General features: G+C 66.2%; 18 protein-coding genes. All 18 read right to left on the minus strand.

Annotated elements, in window-relative coordinates:
* Nucleotides 1–84: 84 nt before the first annotated feature.
* Nucleotides 85–1,062 (minus strand): helix-turn-helix domain-containing protein, encoded by a 978-nt coding sequence (locus ACS5NL_RS09945; RefSeq protein ID WP_439353588.1) that lies wholly within the window; start codon nt 1,060–1,062, stop codon nt 85–87.
* A gap of 50 nt (nt 1,063–1,112) precedes the next feature.
* Nucleotides 1,113–4,364 carry a carbamoyl-phosphate synthase large subunit gene (gene carB / locus ACS5NL_RS09950; RefSeq protein ID WP_439353590.1) on the minus strand — a complete coding sequence of 1,084 codons (3,252 nt, stop codon included), beginning with the start codon at nt 4,362–4,364 and terminating at the stop codon, nt 1,113–1,115.
* 29 nt (nt 4,365–4,393) lie between these two features.
* Nucleotides 4,394–4,756: a hypothetical protein gene (locus tag ACS5NL_RS09955; RefSeq protein ID WP_439353592.1), complete on the minus strand. Its 363-nt coding sequence runs from the start codon at nt 4,754–4,756 to the stop codon at nt 4,394–4,396.
* A gap of 1 nt (nt 4,757) precedes the next feature.
* Nucleotides 4,758–5,915 (minus strand): glutamine-hydrolyzing carbamoyl-phosphate synthase small subunit, encoded by a 1,158-nt coding sequence (gene carA, locus ACS5NL_RS09960; protein ID WP_439353593.1) that lies wholly within the window; start codon nt 5,913–5,915, stop codon nt 4,758–4,760.
* Nucleotides 5,916–6,179: 264 nt separating this feature from the next.
* The gene (locus tag ACS5NL_RS09965; protein ID WP_439353595.1) at nt 6,180–6,947 is read right to left on the minus strand and encodes a TrmH family RNA methyltransferase; all 768 of its coding nucleotides are present in this window, start codon (nt 6,945–6,947) and stop codon (nt 6,180–6,182) included.
* Nucleotides 6,944–7,573 (minus strand): ribonuclease HII, encoded by a 630-nt coding sequence (gene rnhB, locus ACS5NL_RS09970; protein WP_439353596.1) that lies wholly within the window; start codon nt 7,571–7,573, stop codon nt 6,944–6,946. Before rnhB ends, ACS5NL_RS09965 begins: the two co-directional genes overlap by 4 nt.
* Complete coding sequence (lpxB, locus tag ACS5NL_RS09975) at nt 7,545–8,687, minus strand: lipid-A-disaccharide synthase (RefSeq protein WP_439353598.1); 1,143 nt, start codon at nt 8,685–8,687, stop codon at nt 7,545–7,547. Before lpxB ends, rnhB begins: the two co-directional genes overlap by 29 nt.
* A gap of 16 nt (nt 8,688–8,703) precedes the next feature.
* Nucleotides 8,704–9,492: an acyl-ACP--UDP-N-acetylglucosamine O-acyltransferase gene (gene lpxA / locus ACS5NL_RS09980; protein ID WP_439353599.1), complete on the minus strand. Its 789-nt coding sequence runs from the start codon at nt 9,490–9,492 to the stop codon at nt 8,704–8,706.
* Between the two features lie 17 nt (nt 9,493–9,509).
* A complete protein-coding gene (fabZ, locus tag ACS5NL_RS09985; protein WP_439353600.1) occupies nt 9,510–9,947 on the minus strand; it encodes a 3-hydroxyacyl-ACP dehydratase FabZ in 438 nt (145 codons plus the stop codon).
* 8 nt (nt 9,948–9,955) lie between these two features.
* A complete protein-coding gene (lpxD, locus tag ACS5NL_RS09990) occupies nt 9,956–10,999 on the minus strand; it encodes a UDP-3-O-(3-hydroxymyristoyl)glucosamine N-acyltransferase (RefSeq protein WP_439353601.1) in 1,044 nt (347 codons plus the stop codon).
* A gap of 15 nt (nt 11,000–11,014) precedes the next feature.
* On the minus strand, nt 11,015–11,533 hold the full coding sequence (locus ACS5NL_RS09995) for an OmpH/Skp family outer membrane protein (protein WP_439353602.1): 519 nt from the start codon (nt 11,531–11,533) through the stop codon (nt 11,015–11,017).
* Complete coding sequence (bamA, locus tag ACS5NL_RS10000) at nt 11,533–13,833, minus strand: outer membrane protein assembly factor BamA (RefSeq protein ID WP_439353604.1); 2,301 nt, start codon at nt 13,831–13,833, stop codon at nt 11,533–11,535. Before bamA ends, ACS5NL_RS09995 begins: the two co-directional genes overlap by 1 nt.
* Before the next feature lie 15 nt (nt 13,834–13,848).
* Complete coding sequence (gene rseP / locus ACS5NL_RS10005) at nt 13,849–15,213, minus strand: RIP metalloprotease RseP (protein WP_439353606.1); 1,365 nt, start codon at nt 15,211–15,213, stop codon at nt 13,849–13,851.
* A gap of 57 nt (nt 15,214–15,270) precedes the next feature.
* Nucleotides 15,271–16,458, minus strand: a complete 1,188-nt coding sequence (ispC, locus tag ACS5NL_RS10010) for a 1-deoxy-D-xylulose-5-phosphate reductoisomerase (protein WP_439353607.1) — start codon at nt 16,456–16,458, stop codon at nt 15,271–15,273.
* Nucleotides 16,455–17,297: a phosphatidate cytidylyltransferase gene (locus ACS5NL_RS10015; protein WP_439353609.1), complete on the minus strand. Its 843-nt coding sequence runs from the start codon at nt 17,295–17,297 to the stop codon at nt 16,455–16,457. Before ACS5NL_RS10015 ends, ispC begins: the two co-directional genes overlap by 4 nt.
* Complete coding sequence (gene uppS, locus ACS5NL_RS10020; RefSeq protein ID WP_439353611.1) at nt 17,290–18,054, minus strand: polyprenyl diphosphate synthase; 765 nt, start codon at nt 18,052–18,054, stop codon at nt 17,290–17,292. Before uppS ends, ACS5NL_RS10015 begins: the two co-directional genes overlap by 8 nt.
* A 25-nt stretch (nt 18,055–18,079) precedes the next feature.
* Nucleotides 18,080–18,640 (minus strand): ribosome recycling factor, encoded by a 561-nt coding sequence (gene frr, locus ACS5NL_RS10025; RefSeq protein ID WP_439353612.1) that lies wholly within the window; start codon nt 18,638–18,640, stop codon nt 18,080–18,082.
* 42 nt (nt 18,641–18,682) lie between these two features.
* A complete protein-coding gene (gene pyrH, locus ACS5NL_RS10030) occupies nt 18,683–19,393 on the minus strand; it encodes a UMP kinase (protein ID WP_411364231.1) in 711 nt (236 codons plus the stop codon).
* Nucleotides 19,394–19,411 lie beyond the last annotated feature (18 nt).

The following is a 19,411-nucleotide window of genomic DNA, read 5'->3' on the forward strand; positions in this document are numbered from 1 at the left end:
CTAGAAGGCCATCGGTGAGAAGAATCGCCGGTTCGCGCCAGCGGTCTGGCCGGAATGCGCCAGGGCTGCCGACGGCACGGCGGCTCAGCCGCCGCGCTGCGAGCGCACCCAGCGCAGCGGCGTCTGGCCGAAGGCACGCTGGAAGTCGCGGGCGAAGTGGGAAGCGTCGGTGTAGCCGCAGCGCAGGCCGATGTCCGACATCGCCAGACCCGTCAGCCTCGGTTGCAACAGCAGCGCCCGCGCATGCTCCATTCGCAGCTGGCGCCAGCGGCCGGCCACCGTTTCACCAGCGCCGGTGAACGCGCGGTGCAGTGTGCGCAGCGACACGCCCAGCTCGGCCGCCAGATCGGCCGAGCGCCAGCCCGGCTGGTCCAGCCGTTCGCGCATGCGCTCCTGCGCCTTCTGGTGCAACGTCTGGTGTGGCCTCGGCGATCGGTCCGCAGACGCCGGCTCCAGCGCCGCGGTCAGCAAGGCGCCGAACTGCGACTCCAGCCAGTCGGGCGCCATCTGCAGCGCCAGCGCCGGCTGCCGTCCCAGTTGCAGGCAGAGCGCCGACAGCATCGCGCCCCAGCCCTGCTCCCGGTGCGCCACCCGCGCATGTGCCAGGTCGACGGTGCGCAGCCACTCGCCCACCCAGCTGCGCGGCATCTGCACCGACAGGCAGCCCACCGACTGCGGAAAATGCAGCTCATAGGGCTGCGCGGCGTCGACCAGCACCGCGTCGCCCGGCCTCAGGTGCAAGGTGTGCCCGCCCTGTCGCACATGCCAGGCGTGTTCGGTCTGGGTGATCAGGTAGAACGGCTGGGAGCGGCTGCGCGCGATGCCGGCCGGCGTGCGGTACACGTCCTGGGTCGATGCCCGGACCTGGTTCACCGCCAGCCGCTGCAGCGGCAGATGGGTCAGCTGCCCGTCAAAACATTCCGCGGCCCGCGAACTGCAGTCCATTTCCAGAAACGCCTCGCAGATCGCGCCCACCCAGTAATCCAGGCGCTCGGGCACGCGCGCCTGTGCGGTCGTCCATTCGCGCAGGCTGGTGGCAGGGGCTGAAAGCACAGCGGGCATGGCCGCAATCTAGCGACCATGCCCGCCGGGGACAAGAGGACTAACGCGGATCAGGCCGTCAGCTGCGCATGCATTTCCTGCACCGAGATCACGCCCAGGCTGTTCATGTGCTTCATGCCTTCGACCGCCGCTTCGGCGCCCGAGATGGTCGTGAAGGTGGTCACACGGGCCAGCAGGGCCGAGGTGCGGATCTGGCGCGAATCGGCGATCGCATTGCGGCGCTCTTCGACCGTGTTGATGACCAGGGCGATCTCGCCGTTCTTGATCATGTCCACGATGTGCGGACGGCCTTCGGTCACCTTGTTCACGGTGGTCACCGGCACACCGGCGGCCGAGATCGCGGCCGCGGTGCCACGGGTGGCGACCAGCTCGAAGCCCATGCCGTGCAGCTCGCGGGCCACGGCCACGGCGCGCGGCTTGTCGCCGTTCTTGACCGTGAGGAACACCCTGCCCGAGGTCGGCAGCTTGGTGCCGGCACCCAGCTGGCTCTTGACGAAGGCTTCGCCGAAGGTCTTGCCCACACCCATGACCTCGCCGGTCGACTTCATCTCGGGGCCGAGGATGGTGTCGACGCCCGGGAACTTCACGAACGGGAACACGGCTTCCTTGACGCTGAAGTACGGCGGGCTCACTTCCGCGCCGATGCCCTGCTGGTCCAGCGTCTGGCCGGCCATGCAGCGCGCCGCCACCTTGGCCAGCTGGATGCCCGTGGCCTTGGAGACGAAGGGCACCGTGCGCGAGGCGCGCGGGTTCACTTCGAGCACGTAGATCACGTCCTTGCCATCGACTTCCTGGATCGCGAACTGCACGTTCATCAGGCCGACCACCGACAGGCCTTCGGCCATGGCCGCGGTCTGGCGCTTGAGCTCGTCGACCGTGGCCTTGGAGAGGTAGTACGGCGGCAGCGAGCAGGCGGAGTCGCCCGAGTGCACGCCGGCCTGTTCGATGTGTTCCATCACGCCGCCGATGAAGACGCGGCCCGAGGCGTCGCGCACCGCGTCGACGTCGCACTCGATGGCGTCGTTCAGGAAGCGGTCCAGCAGCACCGGCGAATCGTTGCTCACCTTGACGGCTTCGCGCATGTAGCGTTCGAGGTCGCGCTGCTCGTGCACGATTTCCATCGCGCGTCCGCCCAGCACATAGCTGGGGCGCACCACCAGCGGGTAGCCCAGGGCCGAGGCTTTTTCCAGCGCTTCGGGTTCGGCGCGGGCGGTGGCGTTGGGCGGCTGGCGCAGACCCAGGTCGTGCAGCAGCTTCTGGAAGCGCTCACGGTCTTCGGCCGCGTCGATCATGTCGGGCGTGGTGCCGATGATGGGCACGCCGTTGGCTTCCAGGCCGAGCGCGAGCTTGAGCGGCGTCTGGCCGCCGTACTGCACGATCACGCCGACCGGCTTTTCCTTGTCGACGATTTCCAGCACGTCTTCCAGCGTCAGCGGCTCGAAGTACAGGCGGTCGCTGGTGTCGTAGTCGGTCGACACGGTTTCCGGGTTGCAGTTGACCATGATGGTCTCGTACCCGTCTTCGCGCATGGCCAGCGCGGCGTGCACGCAGCAGTAGTCGAACTCGATGCCCTGGCCGATGCGGTTGGGACCGCCGCCGAGCACCATGATCTTCTTGTTGTTGGTCGGCTCGGCTTCGCACTCGCCGTCACCGTGACCTTCGTAGGTCGAGTACAGGTAGGCGGTGTCGGTGGCGAATTCGGCGGCGCAGGTGTCCACGCGCTTGTAGACCGGGCGCACGTTGAACTGCTTGCGGCGCTCGCGCACGGCGGTGTCGGTGGTCTGCAGCAGCTTGGCGAGACGGCGGTCCGAGAAGCCCTTCTTCTTCAGGCCACGCAGCGTGTCGGCGTCGATCGCGTCCAGGCTGGTCTTCTCCAGCTGCAGTTCGATCTTCACGATCTCTTCGATCTGGATCAGGAACCACTTGTCGATCTTGGTGAAGTGGTGCACCTCGTCCAGCGTCCAGCCGGCGGCAAAGGCATCGCCCACGTACCAGATGCGCTCGGGGCCGGGCTCGCCCAGTTCACGTTCCAGGATCTCGCGATCCTGGGTCTTTTCGTTCATGCCGTCGACGCCGACTTCCAGACCGCGCAGGGCCTTCTGGAACGACTCCTGGAAGGTGCGGCCCATGGCCATCACCTCGCCCACCGACTTCATCTGTGTCGTCAGGCGGCTGTCGGCGGTCGGGAACTTCTCGAAGGCGAAACGCGGGATCTTGGTGACCACGTAGTCGATCGAGGGCTCGAACGACGCGGGCGTCGCGCCGCCGGTGATTTCGTTGCGCAGCTCGTCCAGCGTGTAGCCCACGGCCAGCTTGGCTGCGACCTTGGCGATCGGGAAACCGGTGGCCTTGGAGGCCAGGGCCGACGAACGCGACACACGCGGATTCATCTCGATCACCACCATGCGGCCGTCGGCCGGGTTGATGGAGAACTGCACGTTGGAGCCGCCGGTGTCCACACCGATCTCGCGCAGCACGGCCAGCGAGGCGTTGCGCAGGATCTGGTATTCCTTGTCGGTCAGCGTCTGGGCCGGCGCCACGGTGATCGAGTCGCCGGTGTGCACGCCCATCGGGTCCAGGTTCTCGATCGAGCAGACGATGATGCAGTTGTCCGCCTTGTCGCGCACCACTTCCATCTCGTACTCTTTCCAGCCGAGCAGCGACTCTTCGATCAGCAGCTCGTTGGTCGGCGAGGCTTCCAGGCCGCGCTTGCAGATGGTCTCGAACTCTTCCGGGTTGTAGGCGATGCCGCCGCCGGTGCCGCCCAGCGTGAAGCTGGGGCGGATCACGGTCGGGAAGCCGGTCATCTTCTGGACGGTCCAGGCCTCTTCCATGCTGTGGGCGATGCCCGAGCGCGCGGAGCCCAGACCGATCTTGGTCATGGCGTCCTTGAACTTCAGGCGGTCTTCGGCCTTGTCGATGGCTTCGGGCGTGGCACCGATCAGCTCGACCTTGTACTTGTCGAGCACGCCATTGCGCCACAGGTCCAGCGCGCAGTTCAGCGCGGTCTGGCCGCCCATGGTCGGCAGGATGGCGAAACCGCCAGCGGTCAGCGGACGCTCCTTGGCGATGATCTTCTCGACCGTCTGCCAGGTGATGGGCTCGATGTAGGTCACATCGGCCGTCGCCGGGTCGGTCATGATGGTGGCGGGGTTGCTGTTGATCAGCACCACCTTGTAGCCCTCTTCGCGCAGCGCCTTGCAGGCCTGCACGCCGGAGTAGTCGAACTCACAGGCCTGGCCGATGATGATCGGGCCGGCGCCGATGATGAGGACGGTCTGGATGTCTGTTCTTTTGGGCATGGGTTCGCGTGTGTGTCTTTGCGCCGGACTCAGGCCTGGCGCTGGGTTTCCAGTTTGTTCAGCAGCGCCTGGATGCGCTCGGCGGGCACGTTTTTCTGCATCAGCTGCAGCAGGCCGTCGCCTTCGATGATGGGCTTGAGCACCTCGACTTCGGCCGGGTAGAACAAAGCGTCCCAGGCGGCCATCTCGGTGTTGAAGGTCTCGTCGTCCCAGGTCTTGCCCTTGGCGATCAGGGTCACCAGCGGCGAGGCCTTGTTCTCGATGAAGGCCTTGCGGTAGGGCTTCTGGGCCCAGCGCTGGGCGAACCACTCCTTGTGGGGCGATTCGAGCACCAGCATGCGCTTGGCAATGGCTTTCTCGATGGCGAAGACCGGGAAACTGAAGAGCTTCATGTCAGACCTTGGCTTGTTCCATCAGGCCCACGAAACGGTCGAACAGGTAACCGATGTCGTGGGGACCGGGCGAGGCTTCCGGGTGGCCCTGGAAGCAGAAGGCCGGCTTGTCGGTGCGGGCCAGGCCCTGCAGCGTGCCGTCGAACAGGCTCACGTGCGTGGGGCGCAGGTTGGCCGGCAGGGTCTTCTCGTCCACCGCAAAACCGTGGTTCTGGCTGGTGATGGAGACGCGGCCGCTGTCCAGGTCCTTGACCGGGTGGTTGGCGCCGTGGTGGCCGAACTTCATCTTGAAGGTCTTGGCACCCGAGGCCAGCGCCATGATCTGGTGCCCCAGGCAGATGCCGAACGTCGGCGTGCCGGTCTCGATCAGTTCCCGGGCGGCGGCGATCGCGTAGTCGCAGGGCTCCGGGTCGCCGGGGCCGTTGGACAGGAAGATGCCATCGGGCTGGTGCTTGAGCACCTCGGCGGCCGGCGTCTGCGCGGGCACCACGGTGACCTTGCAGCCGCGCTCGGCCAGCATGCGCAGGATGTTTTTCTTGACGCCGAAGTCGTAGGCCACAACGTGGAACTTCGGTGCGGCCTGCTCGCCGTAGCCGCTGCCCAGCACCCACTCGGACTGGGTCCAGGGGTAGGCGGCGGTGGCCGAGACGACCTTGGCCAGATCCTGGCCCGCCATGCTGGGTGCGGCCTGTGCCGCGGCAACGGCCTGCACGCGGTGGGCATCGGTGATGGCCTGGCCAGCCGGCAGGGCCACGATGCAGCCGTTCTGTGCACCCTTGGTGCGCAGCAGGCGGGTCAGCGCGCGGGTGTCGAGGTCGGCGATGGCCACCGTGCCTTCACGCTGCAGGTATTGGGACAGGGTCTCTTCGCTGCGGAAGTTGGACGCCAGAAGGGGCAGGTCTTTGATGATCAGGCCGGCCGCATGGATGCGGTCAGCCTCCACGTCCTCACGGTTCACACCGGTGTTGCCGATGTGCGGGTACGTGAGGGTGACGATTTGCTGGCAGTAGCTCGGATCGGTGAGGATTTCCTGGTAGCCGGTGATCGAGGTGTTGAACACCACCTCGCCGGTCGTCTGACCGGTGGCGCCGATGGAAATCCCTGTAAAGACCGTGCCGTCGGCGAGCGCTAGTAGGGCTTTCGGATGGACGGGAAGCACGGTTTTCTCCAGAGGTGATTCGGACACTCCCACTGCCGCCATGGGACACAGACCGAGGAGATTCGCGCCCGCTCCCGCAGGGCCGCACCGGGGCGCGACAAGGGGGGAAAGGACGGGGGACCTGGGCAGGAGGCCGGGGCGGACGCGGTGGGATGCGTCGATTGCGGGTAAACCCCGGAATTATAGCCGCTCACCCTCTCCGATCACCCTGACAGGGGCCTGTCTGAACACTGTTTTTGCGCAGGACCCGGGTAGCCGGGGCATTCAGCGCGCAGCGGCGCTGGCGTGCAGGCAGATCGCCGCGGCGGCCGCCACGTTCAGCGACTCTTCGCCGCCGGGCTGGACGATGCGCACCGACTGGCTGGCCATGGCCTCCAGCGCGGCACCAACGCCCTGCCCTTCGTGGCCCAGCACCCAGGCACAGGGCCAGGGCAACGCGGCCTGGTGCAGGAAATCGCCGCGGTGGGAGCTGGTCACCAGCATCGGCACGCCCAGATCGCCAAGGTCCTCGGGAGCGAGTCCTTCCACCAGATGCAGCGCGAAATGCGCGCCCATGCCGGCGCGCAGCACCTTGGGCGACCACAGCGCGGCCGTGCCCTTGAGCGCCAGCACCTGGGCAAAGCCCATGGCCGCTGCGCTGCGCAGGATGGACCCCACATTGCCCGCATCCTGCAGGCGGTCGAGCACCACAGCCGCCAGCCCCAGTTGCGGCCCCACCGCTGCGGGCAGGTCCCACGCGAAGCCCACGCCCGCCGGCGACTCCAGACCGCTGATCCCCGCCATCAAGGCCTCGGGGATCAGCACCCGGTGCTCGCAGGCATCGCGCAAGGCGTGCGGCGCGACCGGCCAGTATGGCTCGCTGAACACGGCCGTGGCCGGGCGATGCCCGCGGGCCAGCAGGGCGCGGCAGAGATGGTCGCCTTCCAGCCAGACCTGCCCCTGCTTGCGGTAGGCGGTGCTGTCCTGCGCCAGCACGCGCAGGCGCTTGAGCAGCGGGTTGTCGCGCGACGTGATCAGCGACGGAGGGTTCATGCGCCTCGCTCCTGCAGCAGTTGGGCCACCGGTGCGAACGAGCGGCGGTGCTCCGGCAAAGGCCCCAGTTCGCGCAAGGCACGCAGGTGCTCGGCGGTGCCGTAACCCTTGTGGCGGTCAAACCCGTAGCCGGGATGCTGCAGATGCAGTTCACCAAGCATCCGGTCGCGCGTAACCTTGGCCAGAATGGACGCGGCCGAAATCGCGGGCACCAGCGCGTCGCCCGAGACGATCGCCTCGGCCACCACATCGAGCACCGGCAGCCGGTTGCCATCGACCAGCACCTTGGCCGGCTTCAGGCGCAGGCCCTTGACCGCCCGCTGCATCGCCAGCATCGTGGCCTGCAGGATGTTGAGGCGGTCGATCTCCTCCACCGTGGCCAGGGCCACGCTGCAGCACAGCGCCTTGGCACGGATCTCGTCGAACAGTTTCTCGCGGCGCAGCGCCGTCAGTTTCTTTGAGTCGGCCAGCCCCTTGATCGGCGCGTGGTCGTCCAGGATCACGGCCGCGGCCACCACCGGCCCGGCCAGCGGTCCGCGCCCGGCCTCGTCGACGCCGGCAACCAGACCCGGCACGTCCCAGGCCAGCGGCACCTGCTCAGCCTTCAAGAACTTTTTCGATCGCATCGGTGGCCAGTCGCGCGGTGTCGCGCTGCAGCAGGTGGTGCATGTCGGTGAAACGGGCCTGCAGCGCCTGCACGCGCTGCGGTGCATCGAGCCAGGCCAGCGTGGCGTCGGCCAGGGCTTGCGGCGTCGCGGCATCCTGCAGCAACTCGGGCACCAAGAACTCCTGGCTCAGGATGTTCGGCAGGCCGACCCAGGGTTGCAGCTGCTTGCGCCGCATGATGATCCATGAGAGCCAGTGCATGTTGTAGGCGATCACCATGGGTCGCTTGAACAGCGCGGCCTCCAGCGTGGCCGTGCCCGACGCGATCAGGGTCGCATCGCACGCGGCCAGCGCCTCGTGCGAACGGCCGTCGAGAATCAGCACATCGTCCAGCCCGGCCGCGCGCGCATGCCCGGCGATGGCCTCGCGCAAGGCTGGCACCGCCGGCACCACAAAACGCAGGCCGGGTCGCTGGGCCCGCATGCGCACCGCCGCGTCGAAGAAGCGGCGCGCCAGATATTGCACTTCGGAGCGGCGGCTGCCCGGCAGGATCGCGACCACTTCGCCGTGTTCGTCGAGGCCCAGTGCGCGCCGCGCGGCCACACGGTCAGGCACCAGCGGAATCACGTTCGCCAGCGGATGCCCGACATAGGTCGCGGCCACGCCATGGCGTGCCAGCAGTTCGGGCTCGAAGGGAAAGATGCAGAGCACGTGATCGGCCGCGGCCCGCAGCTTCAGCACCTTCTTCGGACGCCAGGCCCAGAACGACGGGCAGACGAAATGCACCGTGCGGATGCCTTCGGCCTTCAGCGCGGCTTCCAGGCCGAAGTTGAAATCGGGCGCGTCGACACCGATGAACAGGTCCGGGCGCGACACGCCCACCAGGCGCTGCCTGAGTTGTTTTCGGATGGCGAGGATTTCGCGCAGCCTGGGCAGCACTTCCACATAACCACGCACCGACAGCTTCTCGCTGGGCCACCAGACCTCAAACCCCTGGCGTGCCATGGAAGGACCACCGATGCCGGCAGCCGTCAGACCAGGCCAACGTCCCTTGAGTCCTTGCAGCAGCAGCTCGGCCAGCAGATCTCCCGAGGCCTCCCCGGCCACCAGCACAAAACGGCGGGTCGCGTCCATGGGAAGGCCAGTCCGGTCAGCGGGCAATGCCACGCGTGGCGGCAGCGAGGAAGCGGATCATCATGTCCACGTCCTCCGCGCATTCGGGCGTTTCCTGGCCCAGTGCCTCGATGCCCACGCGGGCCTGCTCCAGCGTCAGACCCTGGCGGTAGAGCAGCTTGTGCATCTGCTTGACAGCGCTGATGCGGGCCTGCGAGAAATCGCGGCGGCGCAGACCCACCTGATTGAAGCCGCGCACCGCCAGCGGATTGCCGTCCACCAGCATGAACGGTGGCACGTCCTGCGTGACGGCGCTGGCAAAACCGACCATGGCGTGGGCGCCGACCGAAACGAACTGGTGGATGCCGGTCAAACCACCGACCGTCACCCAGTCGGCCAGGTTCACGTGTCCCGCCAGCGTGGTGTTGTTGGCCAGCGTGGTGTGGTTGGCCACATGGCAATCGTGCGCGATGTGCGTGTAGGCCATGATCCAGTTGTGGTTTCCCACGGTGGTCACGCCGCCCGCCCCCGGCACGCCGAGGTTGAAGGTGCAGAACTCGCGGATCGTGTTGTGGTCGCCGATGATCAGTTCGGTCGGCTCGCCCGCGTACTTCTTGTCCTGCGGCACCGCGCCGATCGAGTTGAACTGGAAGATGCGGTTGTGCGCGCCGATCGTGGTGCGGCCTTCGATCACGCAGTGCGCGCCGATCGTGGTGCCGGCGCCCACCTTCACATGGGGACCGATGACGGTGTAAGGCCCGACCGATACCGAGCTGTCCAGTTCGGCGGCTGGGTCCACCAGGGCGGTGGCATGAACCTGCGTCATGACGCGCTCCCGGCCGGTCAGGAGACCGTGCGCATGGTGCACATCAGCTCGGCCTCGCACACCACGTCGTTGCCCACCCGGGTCACGCCCTTGAACTTGTAGATGCCGGCGCGCACGCGGTCCAGCTCGATGTCCATGATCAGCTGGTCGCCCGGTTCGACCGGACGCTTGAAGCGGGCGCCATCGATGCCAGCGAAGTAATAGACCGTGTTGTCGTCCATCGTCACGCCAGCGGTGTCGAACGCCAGCAGGGCCGCGGCCTGTGCCATGGCTTCGAGCATCAGCACACCCGGCATCACCGGGCGGTTCGGAAAGTGGCCACCGAAAAACGGCTCGTTGATCGTGACGTTCTTCAGCGCCTTGATGCGCTTGCCCTTTTCCAGCTCAAGCACCCGGTCCACCAGCAGGAACGGATAACGGTGTGGCAGTTGCTTGCGGATCTGGTGGATGTCCATGGTGAGGCTCAATTCTTGTTGGAGTCGATGTCGTTGCGTTGTTCGAGGGCACGCACGCGCTCGCGCAGGCGGTTGAGCTGCTTGAGCGAAACGGCGTTCTTTTCCCAGGACGCATTGTCGTCGATGGGGAACATGCCGGTGTACAGCCCCGGCTTGTGGATGGAGCGCGTGACCACCGTCGCGGCCGAGATGTTCACGCGGTCGGCCAGCGTCAGATGCCCCAGCACGATCGCGCCGCCACCGACGGTGCAATGCGCGCCGATGGTGGCGGTACCTGCCACGCCGACACAGCCGGCCATCGCCGTGTGATCGCCGATGTGCACGTTGTGGCCGACCTGGATCAGGTTGTCGAGCTTGACGCCGTTGCCGATGACCGTGTCATCGAGTGCGCCACGATCGATGCAGGTGTTGGCACCGATCTCGACGTCGTCACCGATGCGCACGGCACCCAGTTGCTCGATCTTGACCCACTCGCCCTGGTGCGGCGCGAAGCCGAAACCGTCGGCACCGATCACCACACCCGGATGAAGAATGCAGCGCTGACCGACCACACAGCGTTCGCCGATGGTGACATGCGCATACAGCAGCGCGCCTACGCCGACCGACGAATCCCTGCCCAGCACGCAATGCGATCCGATGCGGGAACCCGCACCCACGTGGACGCCCTCCCCGATCACCGCAAATGCCGCCACCGACACGTTCGCTCCGATCACCGCCGAGGAGTGGATGCTCGCCAGCGGATCGATCCGCGGAGGATCTGCGGGGGCGTGCTGCGCGCGCCACCACTGGGTCAGGCGTGCGAAATAGAGATAGGGGTCGTCGGTGACGATGCAGGCGCCACGCACGCTGGCAGCGTCCTGCAGCGCAGGCGGCACGATGAGCGCACCGGCTGCGGTGGTCTGGATCTGACTGGCGTAACGCGCCTGGGCGACGAACGACAGTTCACGGCCACCGGCGGTGGCCAGCGGAGCAAGACGTTCAATGGACAGCCGGGCGTCGCCCAGCAACTGCCCACCCAGGGCTTCGACGATGGCGCCGAGAGGCCGGGACACGATGGACCCCGGACCTTACTTGGCGCTGTTCAAGCCGTTGAGCACCTTGTCGGTGATGTCGTGCTTGGGATTGATGTACACCGCTTCCTGAAGGATCAGGTCGAATTTCTCGGCCTCGGCCACCTGCTTGATGACGCGGTTGGCCTTGTCGAGCACCAGTTGCAATTCTTCGTTCTTGCGCATGGTGACGTCCTCCTGGAACTCCCGCTGCTTGCGCTGGAAGTCGCGGTCCTGGTCGACCAGCTGCCGCTGGCGGGCCACGCGCTGCGCTTCAGGCAGCGTGGGTGCATCGCGCTCGAATTTGTCTGAAGCGGCCTTGAGCTGGGTGCCAACGGCCTGCAGGTCTTTTTCTCGGCGGGAAAACTCCTGCTCCAGCTTGGCCTGCGAAGCCTTGGCCATGTTGGCCTCGCGCAGCACGCGTTCGGTGTTCACGAAACCGATGCGGAAATCCTGGGCCATGGCCGACAGGCTCACGCAGGCAGCCGCCATCAGGACAAACAGAGGGCGGAGATTGCGGCGCTGGAGGGTCTTCATCAAAACGAGGTTCCGATCTGAAACTGGAATTTCTGGATTCTATCGCCCGAGAACTTGCGCACCGGGTTCGCCAGAGCGAAACGCAGAGGGCCGACCGGGGAGATCCAGCTCAAGCCAATGCCCACCGACGAGCGCATCTTGCTCAGGTCGACGCTCTCGGACTCGCCATACACATTGCCAGCATCGACAAAGGCAAACCAGCGCAGCGTGCGGTCATTGCCCGCACCGGGGAACGGCGCGATGAACTCGGCATTGAGCACGATGTTGCGGGAACCGCCGACGTTGACGGTTTCCCCCGTGGTCGATCCGGTGACCGGCGAGGTCGGGCCGAGGGTGCCCTGCTCGAAACCACGCACCGAACCGAGGCCGCCGCCATAGAAGTTGCGCAGCACCGGGAACGGCTTGCCACCCAACCCCTTGCCAACGCCCAGCTCGGTGTTGAACGCGAAGGTGTACTGGCGGGTGATCGGGAGATATTGCTGAAACTGGTAAGTCAGCTTGGCATAACGGCGGTCACCGCCGAGGCCGAATTCGGAGTTGATGCGCTGCAGCCGGCCGGTGGTCGGCACCAGCGCGCTGTCGCGGTTGTCGCGTGCCCAGCCGATGGTGGCCGGCAGATAGGTCCCGCCCTGGTCCGCATAGGCCTCGGGCAGCTTGTCACCGGCGGTGACCTTGACCCGTTCGGCGCCCACGCCGAAGAACACCGTGTCGGTCTCGGTGAACGGCACGCCGAAGCGGACACCGACCCCTGGCGTGGCGATCTCGTAGTCACCACCCTGCGCATCGTACGGACGCGTGGTCTTGTAGTAGACGTCGAAGGTCCGGGAAATGCCGTCCTGCGTGAAGTACGGGTTGGTCGTGCTCAGCACGAACTGGCGGTTGTACTTGCTGGTGTTCAGGTCCAGGCCGAGGTAGTTGCCGGTACCGAACACGTTCTCCTGCTTGATGCTGGCGATGAACGAAAGCTTGTCGGCCTGCGAATAACCAGCGCCGATGGAGAGGTTGCCGGTGGGCTTTTCGGCGACCGTCACGGTCACATCCACCTGGTCGTTGGTGCCCGGCACGGGCTCTGTCTCCACACCGACTTCGGTGAAGAAGCCCAAGCGATCGATGCGGTCGCGCGAGAGGCGGATGCGGTCGCTGTCGTACCAGGCCGACTCCAGCTGCCGGAACTCGCGGCGGATGATTTCGTCGCGGGTGCGGTTGTTGCCTTCGATGTTGATGCGGCGCACATACACCCGGCGCGAGGGCTGTGCGCGCAGGGCAAACGAGACACGGTTGTTGGCACGGTCGACCAGCGGCACCGCTTCGACCTGGGCGAACGCGTAGCCAAAGGCGCCGAAATAGTCGGTGAAGGCCTTGACGGTGCGGCTGACTTCCTCCGCGTTGTAGGCCTCGCCCGCCTTGATGCTCACCAGCGACTTGAACTCCTGCTCCTTGCCGAGGTATTCGCCCTCCAGCGAGATGCCGGACACCACGAAGCGGCTGCCTTCGCTCACGTTGACCGTGACCGACATGTCGCGCTTGTCGGGCGAGATCGCCACCTGCGTCGAGTCCACCTTGAACTCCAGATAACCGCGCGAGAGGTAGTAGGAGCGCAGCGTCTCCAGATCGGCGTTGAGCTTGGCGCGCGAATAGCGGTCGGCCTTGGTGTACCAGCTCATCCAGCCGCCGGTATCCAGGTCGAACAGGTCACGCAGGGTGGATTCGGAGAAGGCTTTGTTGCCGACAATCCGGATTTCCTTGATCTTGGCGACGTCGCCTTCGACCACATTGAAATTGAGGTTCACGCGGTTGCGCTCACCCGGCGTGACCGTGGTCACCACCTGGGCCGCGTACATGCTCTTGTTGATGTACTGGCGCTTGAGTTCCTGCTCGGCGCGGTCGGCGAGCGCCTTGTCGAACGGACGGCCTTCGGCCAGTCCCACCTCGCGCAAGGCCTTCTTGAGGATGTCGGCGTCGAATTCCTTGATGCCGGTGAAGCTGACATCGGCGACCGACGGACGCTCTTCGACGATCACCACCAGCACATCGCCATTGATCTGCAGACGCACATCGGAGAACAGCCCCAGGCCAAACAGCGCCCGGATCGCGGTCGAGCCCTTGTCGTCGTTGTACTGGTCACCGATGCGAAACGGCAGCGAGGCAAACACGGTCCCGGGCTCGACACGCTGCAGGCCTTCGACACGGATGTCCTTGAGCAGGAACGGGTCGACAGCCCAGGCAGGCAGCGCCATCAGGAGAGCAGAGGCAACGGCGGACAGCTTCAGTCCACGCAGGCCGGAGGTAATTGGTTTCATGAAGAGAGAGATCGTTCAGCCCACGAGACGGGAGATATCGTTGAAGAGGGCAACGCACATGAGGGCCAGCAGCACAGCCACTCCCCCTCGCTGCAGCCGCTCCAGCCAGACGTCGGACACGCCGCGGCCGGTCACACCCTCCCAAAGATAATACATCAGGTGCCCTCCATCGAGGACGGGCAAGGGCAGCAGATTGAGCACGCCAAGACTCACGCTGATCAGGGCCAGGAACACGAGGTATTGCGTGAATCCCATGGCGGCGGATTTGCCCGCGTAGTCGGCAATCGTCAGAGGGCCGCTGATGTTCTTGAGCGAGGCCTCCCCGACCACCATGCGGCCCATCATCTTCAGCGTCAGCCAGGACACCTCCCAGGTGCGCTGCACACCCATCCAGGCGCCCTCGAGAAAACCGTAACGAACCGTTGTCATGGCCGGTGCCGCGCCCACGAAGGCCCCGATGCGACCGATCCAGACCTCGCCGGCTTTTTCCGGCCGGGGCAGCACCGCCAGACTCAGCGACTGACCGGCCCGCACGATGTCCCACACCTGCTCGACCGCCTTGCCGTCAGCGTCCACGCCCGCACGGATCCGCTGGCGCAACGCTGCACCATCGACCACGGGTCTGCCGTCGACGCGCAGCACCCGATCACCTTCTCGCAGGCCCGCGGCGGCAGCCGCGCCGTCCGCCACGATCTGACCCATGACCGGCTCGGTCCAGGGCGACACGATGCCGATGCGCTGGAACAGCCGCGCATCAGCCTCCTTGACATCGAGCTCGCTCAGAGACAGCGTGATTTCGCGCGTCGCGCCGCCCTCTTCCCGCGCCACCGCCAACCGCATGTCGGTGTTCGACAGCGCCGCCTGGGTCAGGCGCCAGCGCAGGTCTTCAAAGGAGCGCACGGCCGCCGCGTCGTCCTCGCCAACCGCCGCCTCACGCACCCACTCCCCGCCCGACAAGCCGGCGCGCTCGGCCAGCGAACCCGCCACCGGGGCCGCCAGGACCGGCTTGGGTTCTTCGACCCCGCTCCAGTTCACCACCGCATACAGAACGACCGCCAGCAACAGGTTGGCCAGCGGCCCCGCCGCCACCACCATCGCCCGGGACCGCAGCGGCTGGGTATTGAAGGCCAGATGCCGCTCCGCCGGATCGATCGGCCCCTCCCGCTCGTCGAGCATGCGCACATACCCTCCCAGCGGCAGCGCGCAGAGCACGAACTCCGTGGGGCTACCGGCCTTCTGCCAGCGCAGCAAGGGCTTGCCGAATCCGACCGAAAACCGCAGCACCTTGATGCCACAGGCCACCGCCACCCGGTAGTGCCCGTACTCGTGCACGGCAATCAGCAAGCCAAGGGCGACGACAAACGCGATCAAAGTGGTCATGAATCCTCCGAAGTTCAAAAGGCCCGGGGCAGCCTGTCTGGCGCGGACGGGATCGAATCAACCGCCGCAGCGCACCACCTGGGCCGATGCCAGGGCACGCGCCCGGACATCCAGATCGAGCAGGTCTTCGAGACTGTGCGGCTTGGAGGGCACCAGCGCTTCCAAAGTTGCATGGTTGACCGCGTGGATCTGGTCAAACCGAAGCTTGCGCTCCAGAAACGCCGCCACCGCCACTTCGTTGGCGGCATTGAGCACCGCGGTGGTTCCCGAGGGACCTGCCAGCGCTTCCCAGGCCAGCCTCAGTCCCGGAAACCGCCGGTCGTCCGGCTTCTCGAAGGTCAGCGCCCCCAGCGTGGAAAAATCCAGCGCCGAAGCACCGGAGGCCATGCGCTCCGGCCAGGACAGACCGTACGCGATCGGCACCCGCATGTCGGGCGTGCCGAGCTGGGCGACCACCGAACGGTCGTGGTACTGCACCATGGAATGGATCACGCTCTGCGGATGGATCACCACCTCGATGCGCGACGGCTCCAGACCGAACAAGAAATGCGCCTCGATGACCTCCAGCGCCTTGTTCATCATCGTGGCCGAGTCGACCGAAATCTTGCGCCCCATCACCCAGTTCGGGTGCGCGCAGGCCTCCTCCGGCGTCACTTGCGACAGCGTCGCCGGGTCGCGCTGGCGGAACGGACCACCCGAGGCCGTCAGCAGGATCTTCTCGACCCGGCGCGACCAGGTCGACGCGTCTTCCGGCAAGGACTGGAACACCGCCGAATGCTCGCTGTCGATCGGCAGCAGCGTGGCGCCGCCATCGCGCACGGCCTGCATGAACCAGTCACCACCGACCACCAGCGCTTCCTTGTTCGCCAGCAGCAGCTTCTTGCCGGCGCGCGCCGCCGCCAGCGCCGGCTCCAGACCAGCAGCACCGACGATGGCGGCCATCACGGTGTCCACCTGCGGATCGGCACTGACCTCGCACAAGGCCCCGGCACCTTCCAGCACGGTCACCGGCAACCCCAGTTCCCGGACCTTGGCGGCAAGCTCGCGTGCATGCACCGGATTGGCCATCACGGCGTACTGCGGACGGAGGGCCTGGCACTGCGCCAGCAGCAGATCCACCTGGGTCGACGCGGTCAGCGCAAACACCCGATACCGGTCCGGATGGCGCGCAATCACGTCCAGCGTGTTGGTGCCGATCGATCCGGTGGACCCCAGGAGGGTGACGTTCTGCAATCGCAAGCTCATGTCTCCAGAAGTTGGGTCAGCAGCATCGCCACCGGCAGCACCGGCAGCAAGGCGTCGACCCGGTCCAGCACGCCACCATGACCTGGCAGCAGCTGGCTCGAATCCTTCATGCCGGCACCCCGCTTGACCAGCGACTCCAGCAAGTCACCGACCACGCTGGTCGCGGTCAGGAACACCACGGCCAGCACCAGCCACAGCGGCCCGGCGTCCCACAGGCGGCTGAACAGACTGGGCGCACCCGCACCGTACCTGGCGTCAAACCAGAGCCAGAACCCCGCCAGCAGGCCGACGCCGACGAAGCCACTGATGGCGCCTTCCCAGCTCTTGCCCGGGCTCAGGGTCGGCGCCAGCTTGCGTCGGCCAAAGGCCTTGCCGCCCGCATAGGCCGCGATGTCGGCCGCCCAGACCAGCGTCAGAATGGACAGCAGGAACACGAGTCCGATCTGGCGCGCCTGCACCAGTGCCAGCCAGGCACAGGCCAGCAACACCAGTCCGACAGCCAGACGCGGCAGCGCGGGCCAGGCCTGCCAGCCCGCCACCCCACGGCGCAGCATCACCAGCGCCAGCAGCAGCCACATGGCCGAGGCAGCAGCCCAGACCGGGAACCAGCCCCGACCAAGCCCGCCCCACCACCAGAACGCCAGCATCAGCAACCCCAGCGCAAGGCCCACCACACGGGAAACCGATGCACCACATCCGTTCAGGCGGGCCCACTCCCAGCCTGCGGCACCGACCATCAGCAGCGCCAGCGCAGCAAAGGGCCCGATCGACGAATGAAACATCGCCGGCAGCAACACCGCCAGCAGCAACAGCGCCGTGATGATGCGCTGCTTAAGCATGCGTCCGGCCGTGCGTGGCAGGCGAAGCCTGCGTCACCTGCTCCGAGGTCTGCCCGAAGCGGCGTTCACGGCCGGCGAAATCGGCAAACGCCCGGTCGAGTTCGTCGGCATCGAAATCCGGCCAGAGGCAGGGAGTGAAAAACAGCTCGGTGTAGGCGCACTGCCAAAGAAGAAAGTTGCTGATGCGCATCTCGCCGCCAGTGCGGATCAGCAGATCGGGGTCACCCACGTGCGCCAGGGCCGTGGTCTCGCACAAGGCGGCTTCGGTGATCTCCCTGCCCTGCGCCACCAGCTTGCGGGCCGCCTGGGCGATGTCCCAGCGGCCGCCGTAGTTGAAGCAGACATTGAGCACCATGCGATCGTTGGCGGCGGTGGTCTGCCGTGCTTTCTCCAGGCCTTGCAGAAGGCGTGGAGACAGTCCGGTCTCGTCGCCGGGAAAATGCAGGCGCACGCCGTTCTTGTTCAGCTTGGGCACCTCCCGCGACAGCGCCAGCACCAGCAGCTCCATCAGGCCAGACACCTCTTCCTGCGGCCGGTTCCAGTTCTCGGAGGAGAACGCAAACACGGTCAGCACCTGGACATTGCGCTCCAGACACGCGCGCACCGTGCGCCGCAAGGCGTCCACACCCTGCTTGTGACCGGCCACGCGCGGCAGATGCCGCTTCTTGGCCCAGCGCCCGTTGCCATCCATGACGATGGCCACATGGCGCGGCACCACCATGGCTGGCATGTCGACAGGTTGAGAGCGGGAAGGCATGGGGTTGGGGAGGACGGCGCTGAGGTCAGACCGCCAGGATTTCCTGTTCCTTGGACGCGACCAGTCTGTCCACTTCGACAATCATGCGGTCGGTCAGCTTCTGGATGTCTTCCACCGAGCGGCGCTCGTCGTCTTCCGACGCCAGCTTGTCTTTCACCAGCTTCTTGATGTGTTCATTGGCGTCGCGGCGCAGGTTGCGGATCGCCACCTTCGCGCCCTCGCCTTCACCCTTGACCATCTTGGTCATTTCCCTGCGGCGCTCTTCGGACATGGGCGGCATCGGCACACGGATCAGGTCGCCCTGACTCTGTGGATTCAGACCCAGATCGGACTCGCGGATCGCTCTTTCGATCTTGGCACCCATGCCTTTTTCCCAGGGCGCCACCCCGATGGTCCGCGCGTCGAGCATCGACAGGTTGGCCACCTGAGACAGCGGCAGCATGGACCCGTAGTAGTCCACATGCACGGTGTCCAGAATCTGGGGGTTGGGACGCCCGGTGCGCACCTTGGACAGGTTGCCCTTGAGCGACTCCAGCGACTGCTGCATCTTGTGCTCTGCGGTCTGACGGATTTCAGCGATGCTCATGAATACTCCTAAGAATCACGGGGGCCTTGTGCCACGCCTGCGTCAGACGTGAACCAGGGTTCCCTCGTCGCCACCCAGCACCACATTGCGCAGTGCGCCGGGCTTGAAAATCGAAAACACCTTGACCGGCAGCTTCTGGTCGCGGCACAGCGCAAACGCCGTGGCGTCCATCACCTGCAGGTTCTTGGCCATGGCCTCGTCGAAGGTCAGCGAGGCGTAGCGCGTGGCCTTGGGGTCCTTGTTGGGATCGGCCGTGTAGACGCCGTCCACCTTGGTGGCCTTGAGCACGATCTCGGCACCGATCTCGGCACCACGCAGGGCCGCAGCCGTGTCGGTGGTGAAGAACGGGTTGCCGGTACCGGCGGCAAACACCACCACCTTGCCCTCTTCAAGGTACTGCAGGGCCTTGGGGCGCACGTAGGGCTCAACCACCTGCTCGATGGCGATGGCGGACATCACGCGCGCCACCAGTCCGGCCTTGTCCATGGTGTCGGCCAGCGCCAGCGAGTTCATCACCGTGGCGAGCATGCCCATGTAGTCGGCCGTGGCGCGGTCCATGCCGACCGCTCCGCCTGCCACCCCGCGGAAGATATTGCCGCCACCGATCACGATCGCCACCTGGACGCCCAGTCGGGTCACCTCGGCGATCTCCTCCACCATGCGGACGATGGTGGCCCGGTTGATGCCGAAGGCATCGTCGCCCATCAGGGCTTCACCGGAGAGTTTCAGCAGAATGCGTTGGTAGGACGGCATGGACAATTTCCTGTGATT

The organism is Hydrogenophaga sedimenti, assembly GCF_051857515.1.
GTDB lineage: Bacteria > Pseudomonadota > Gammaproteobacteria > Burkholderiales > Burkholderiaceae_C > Hydrogenophaga.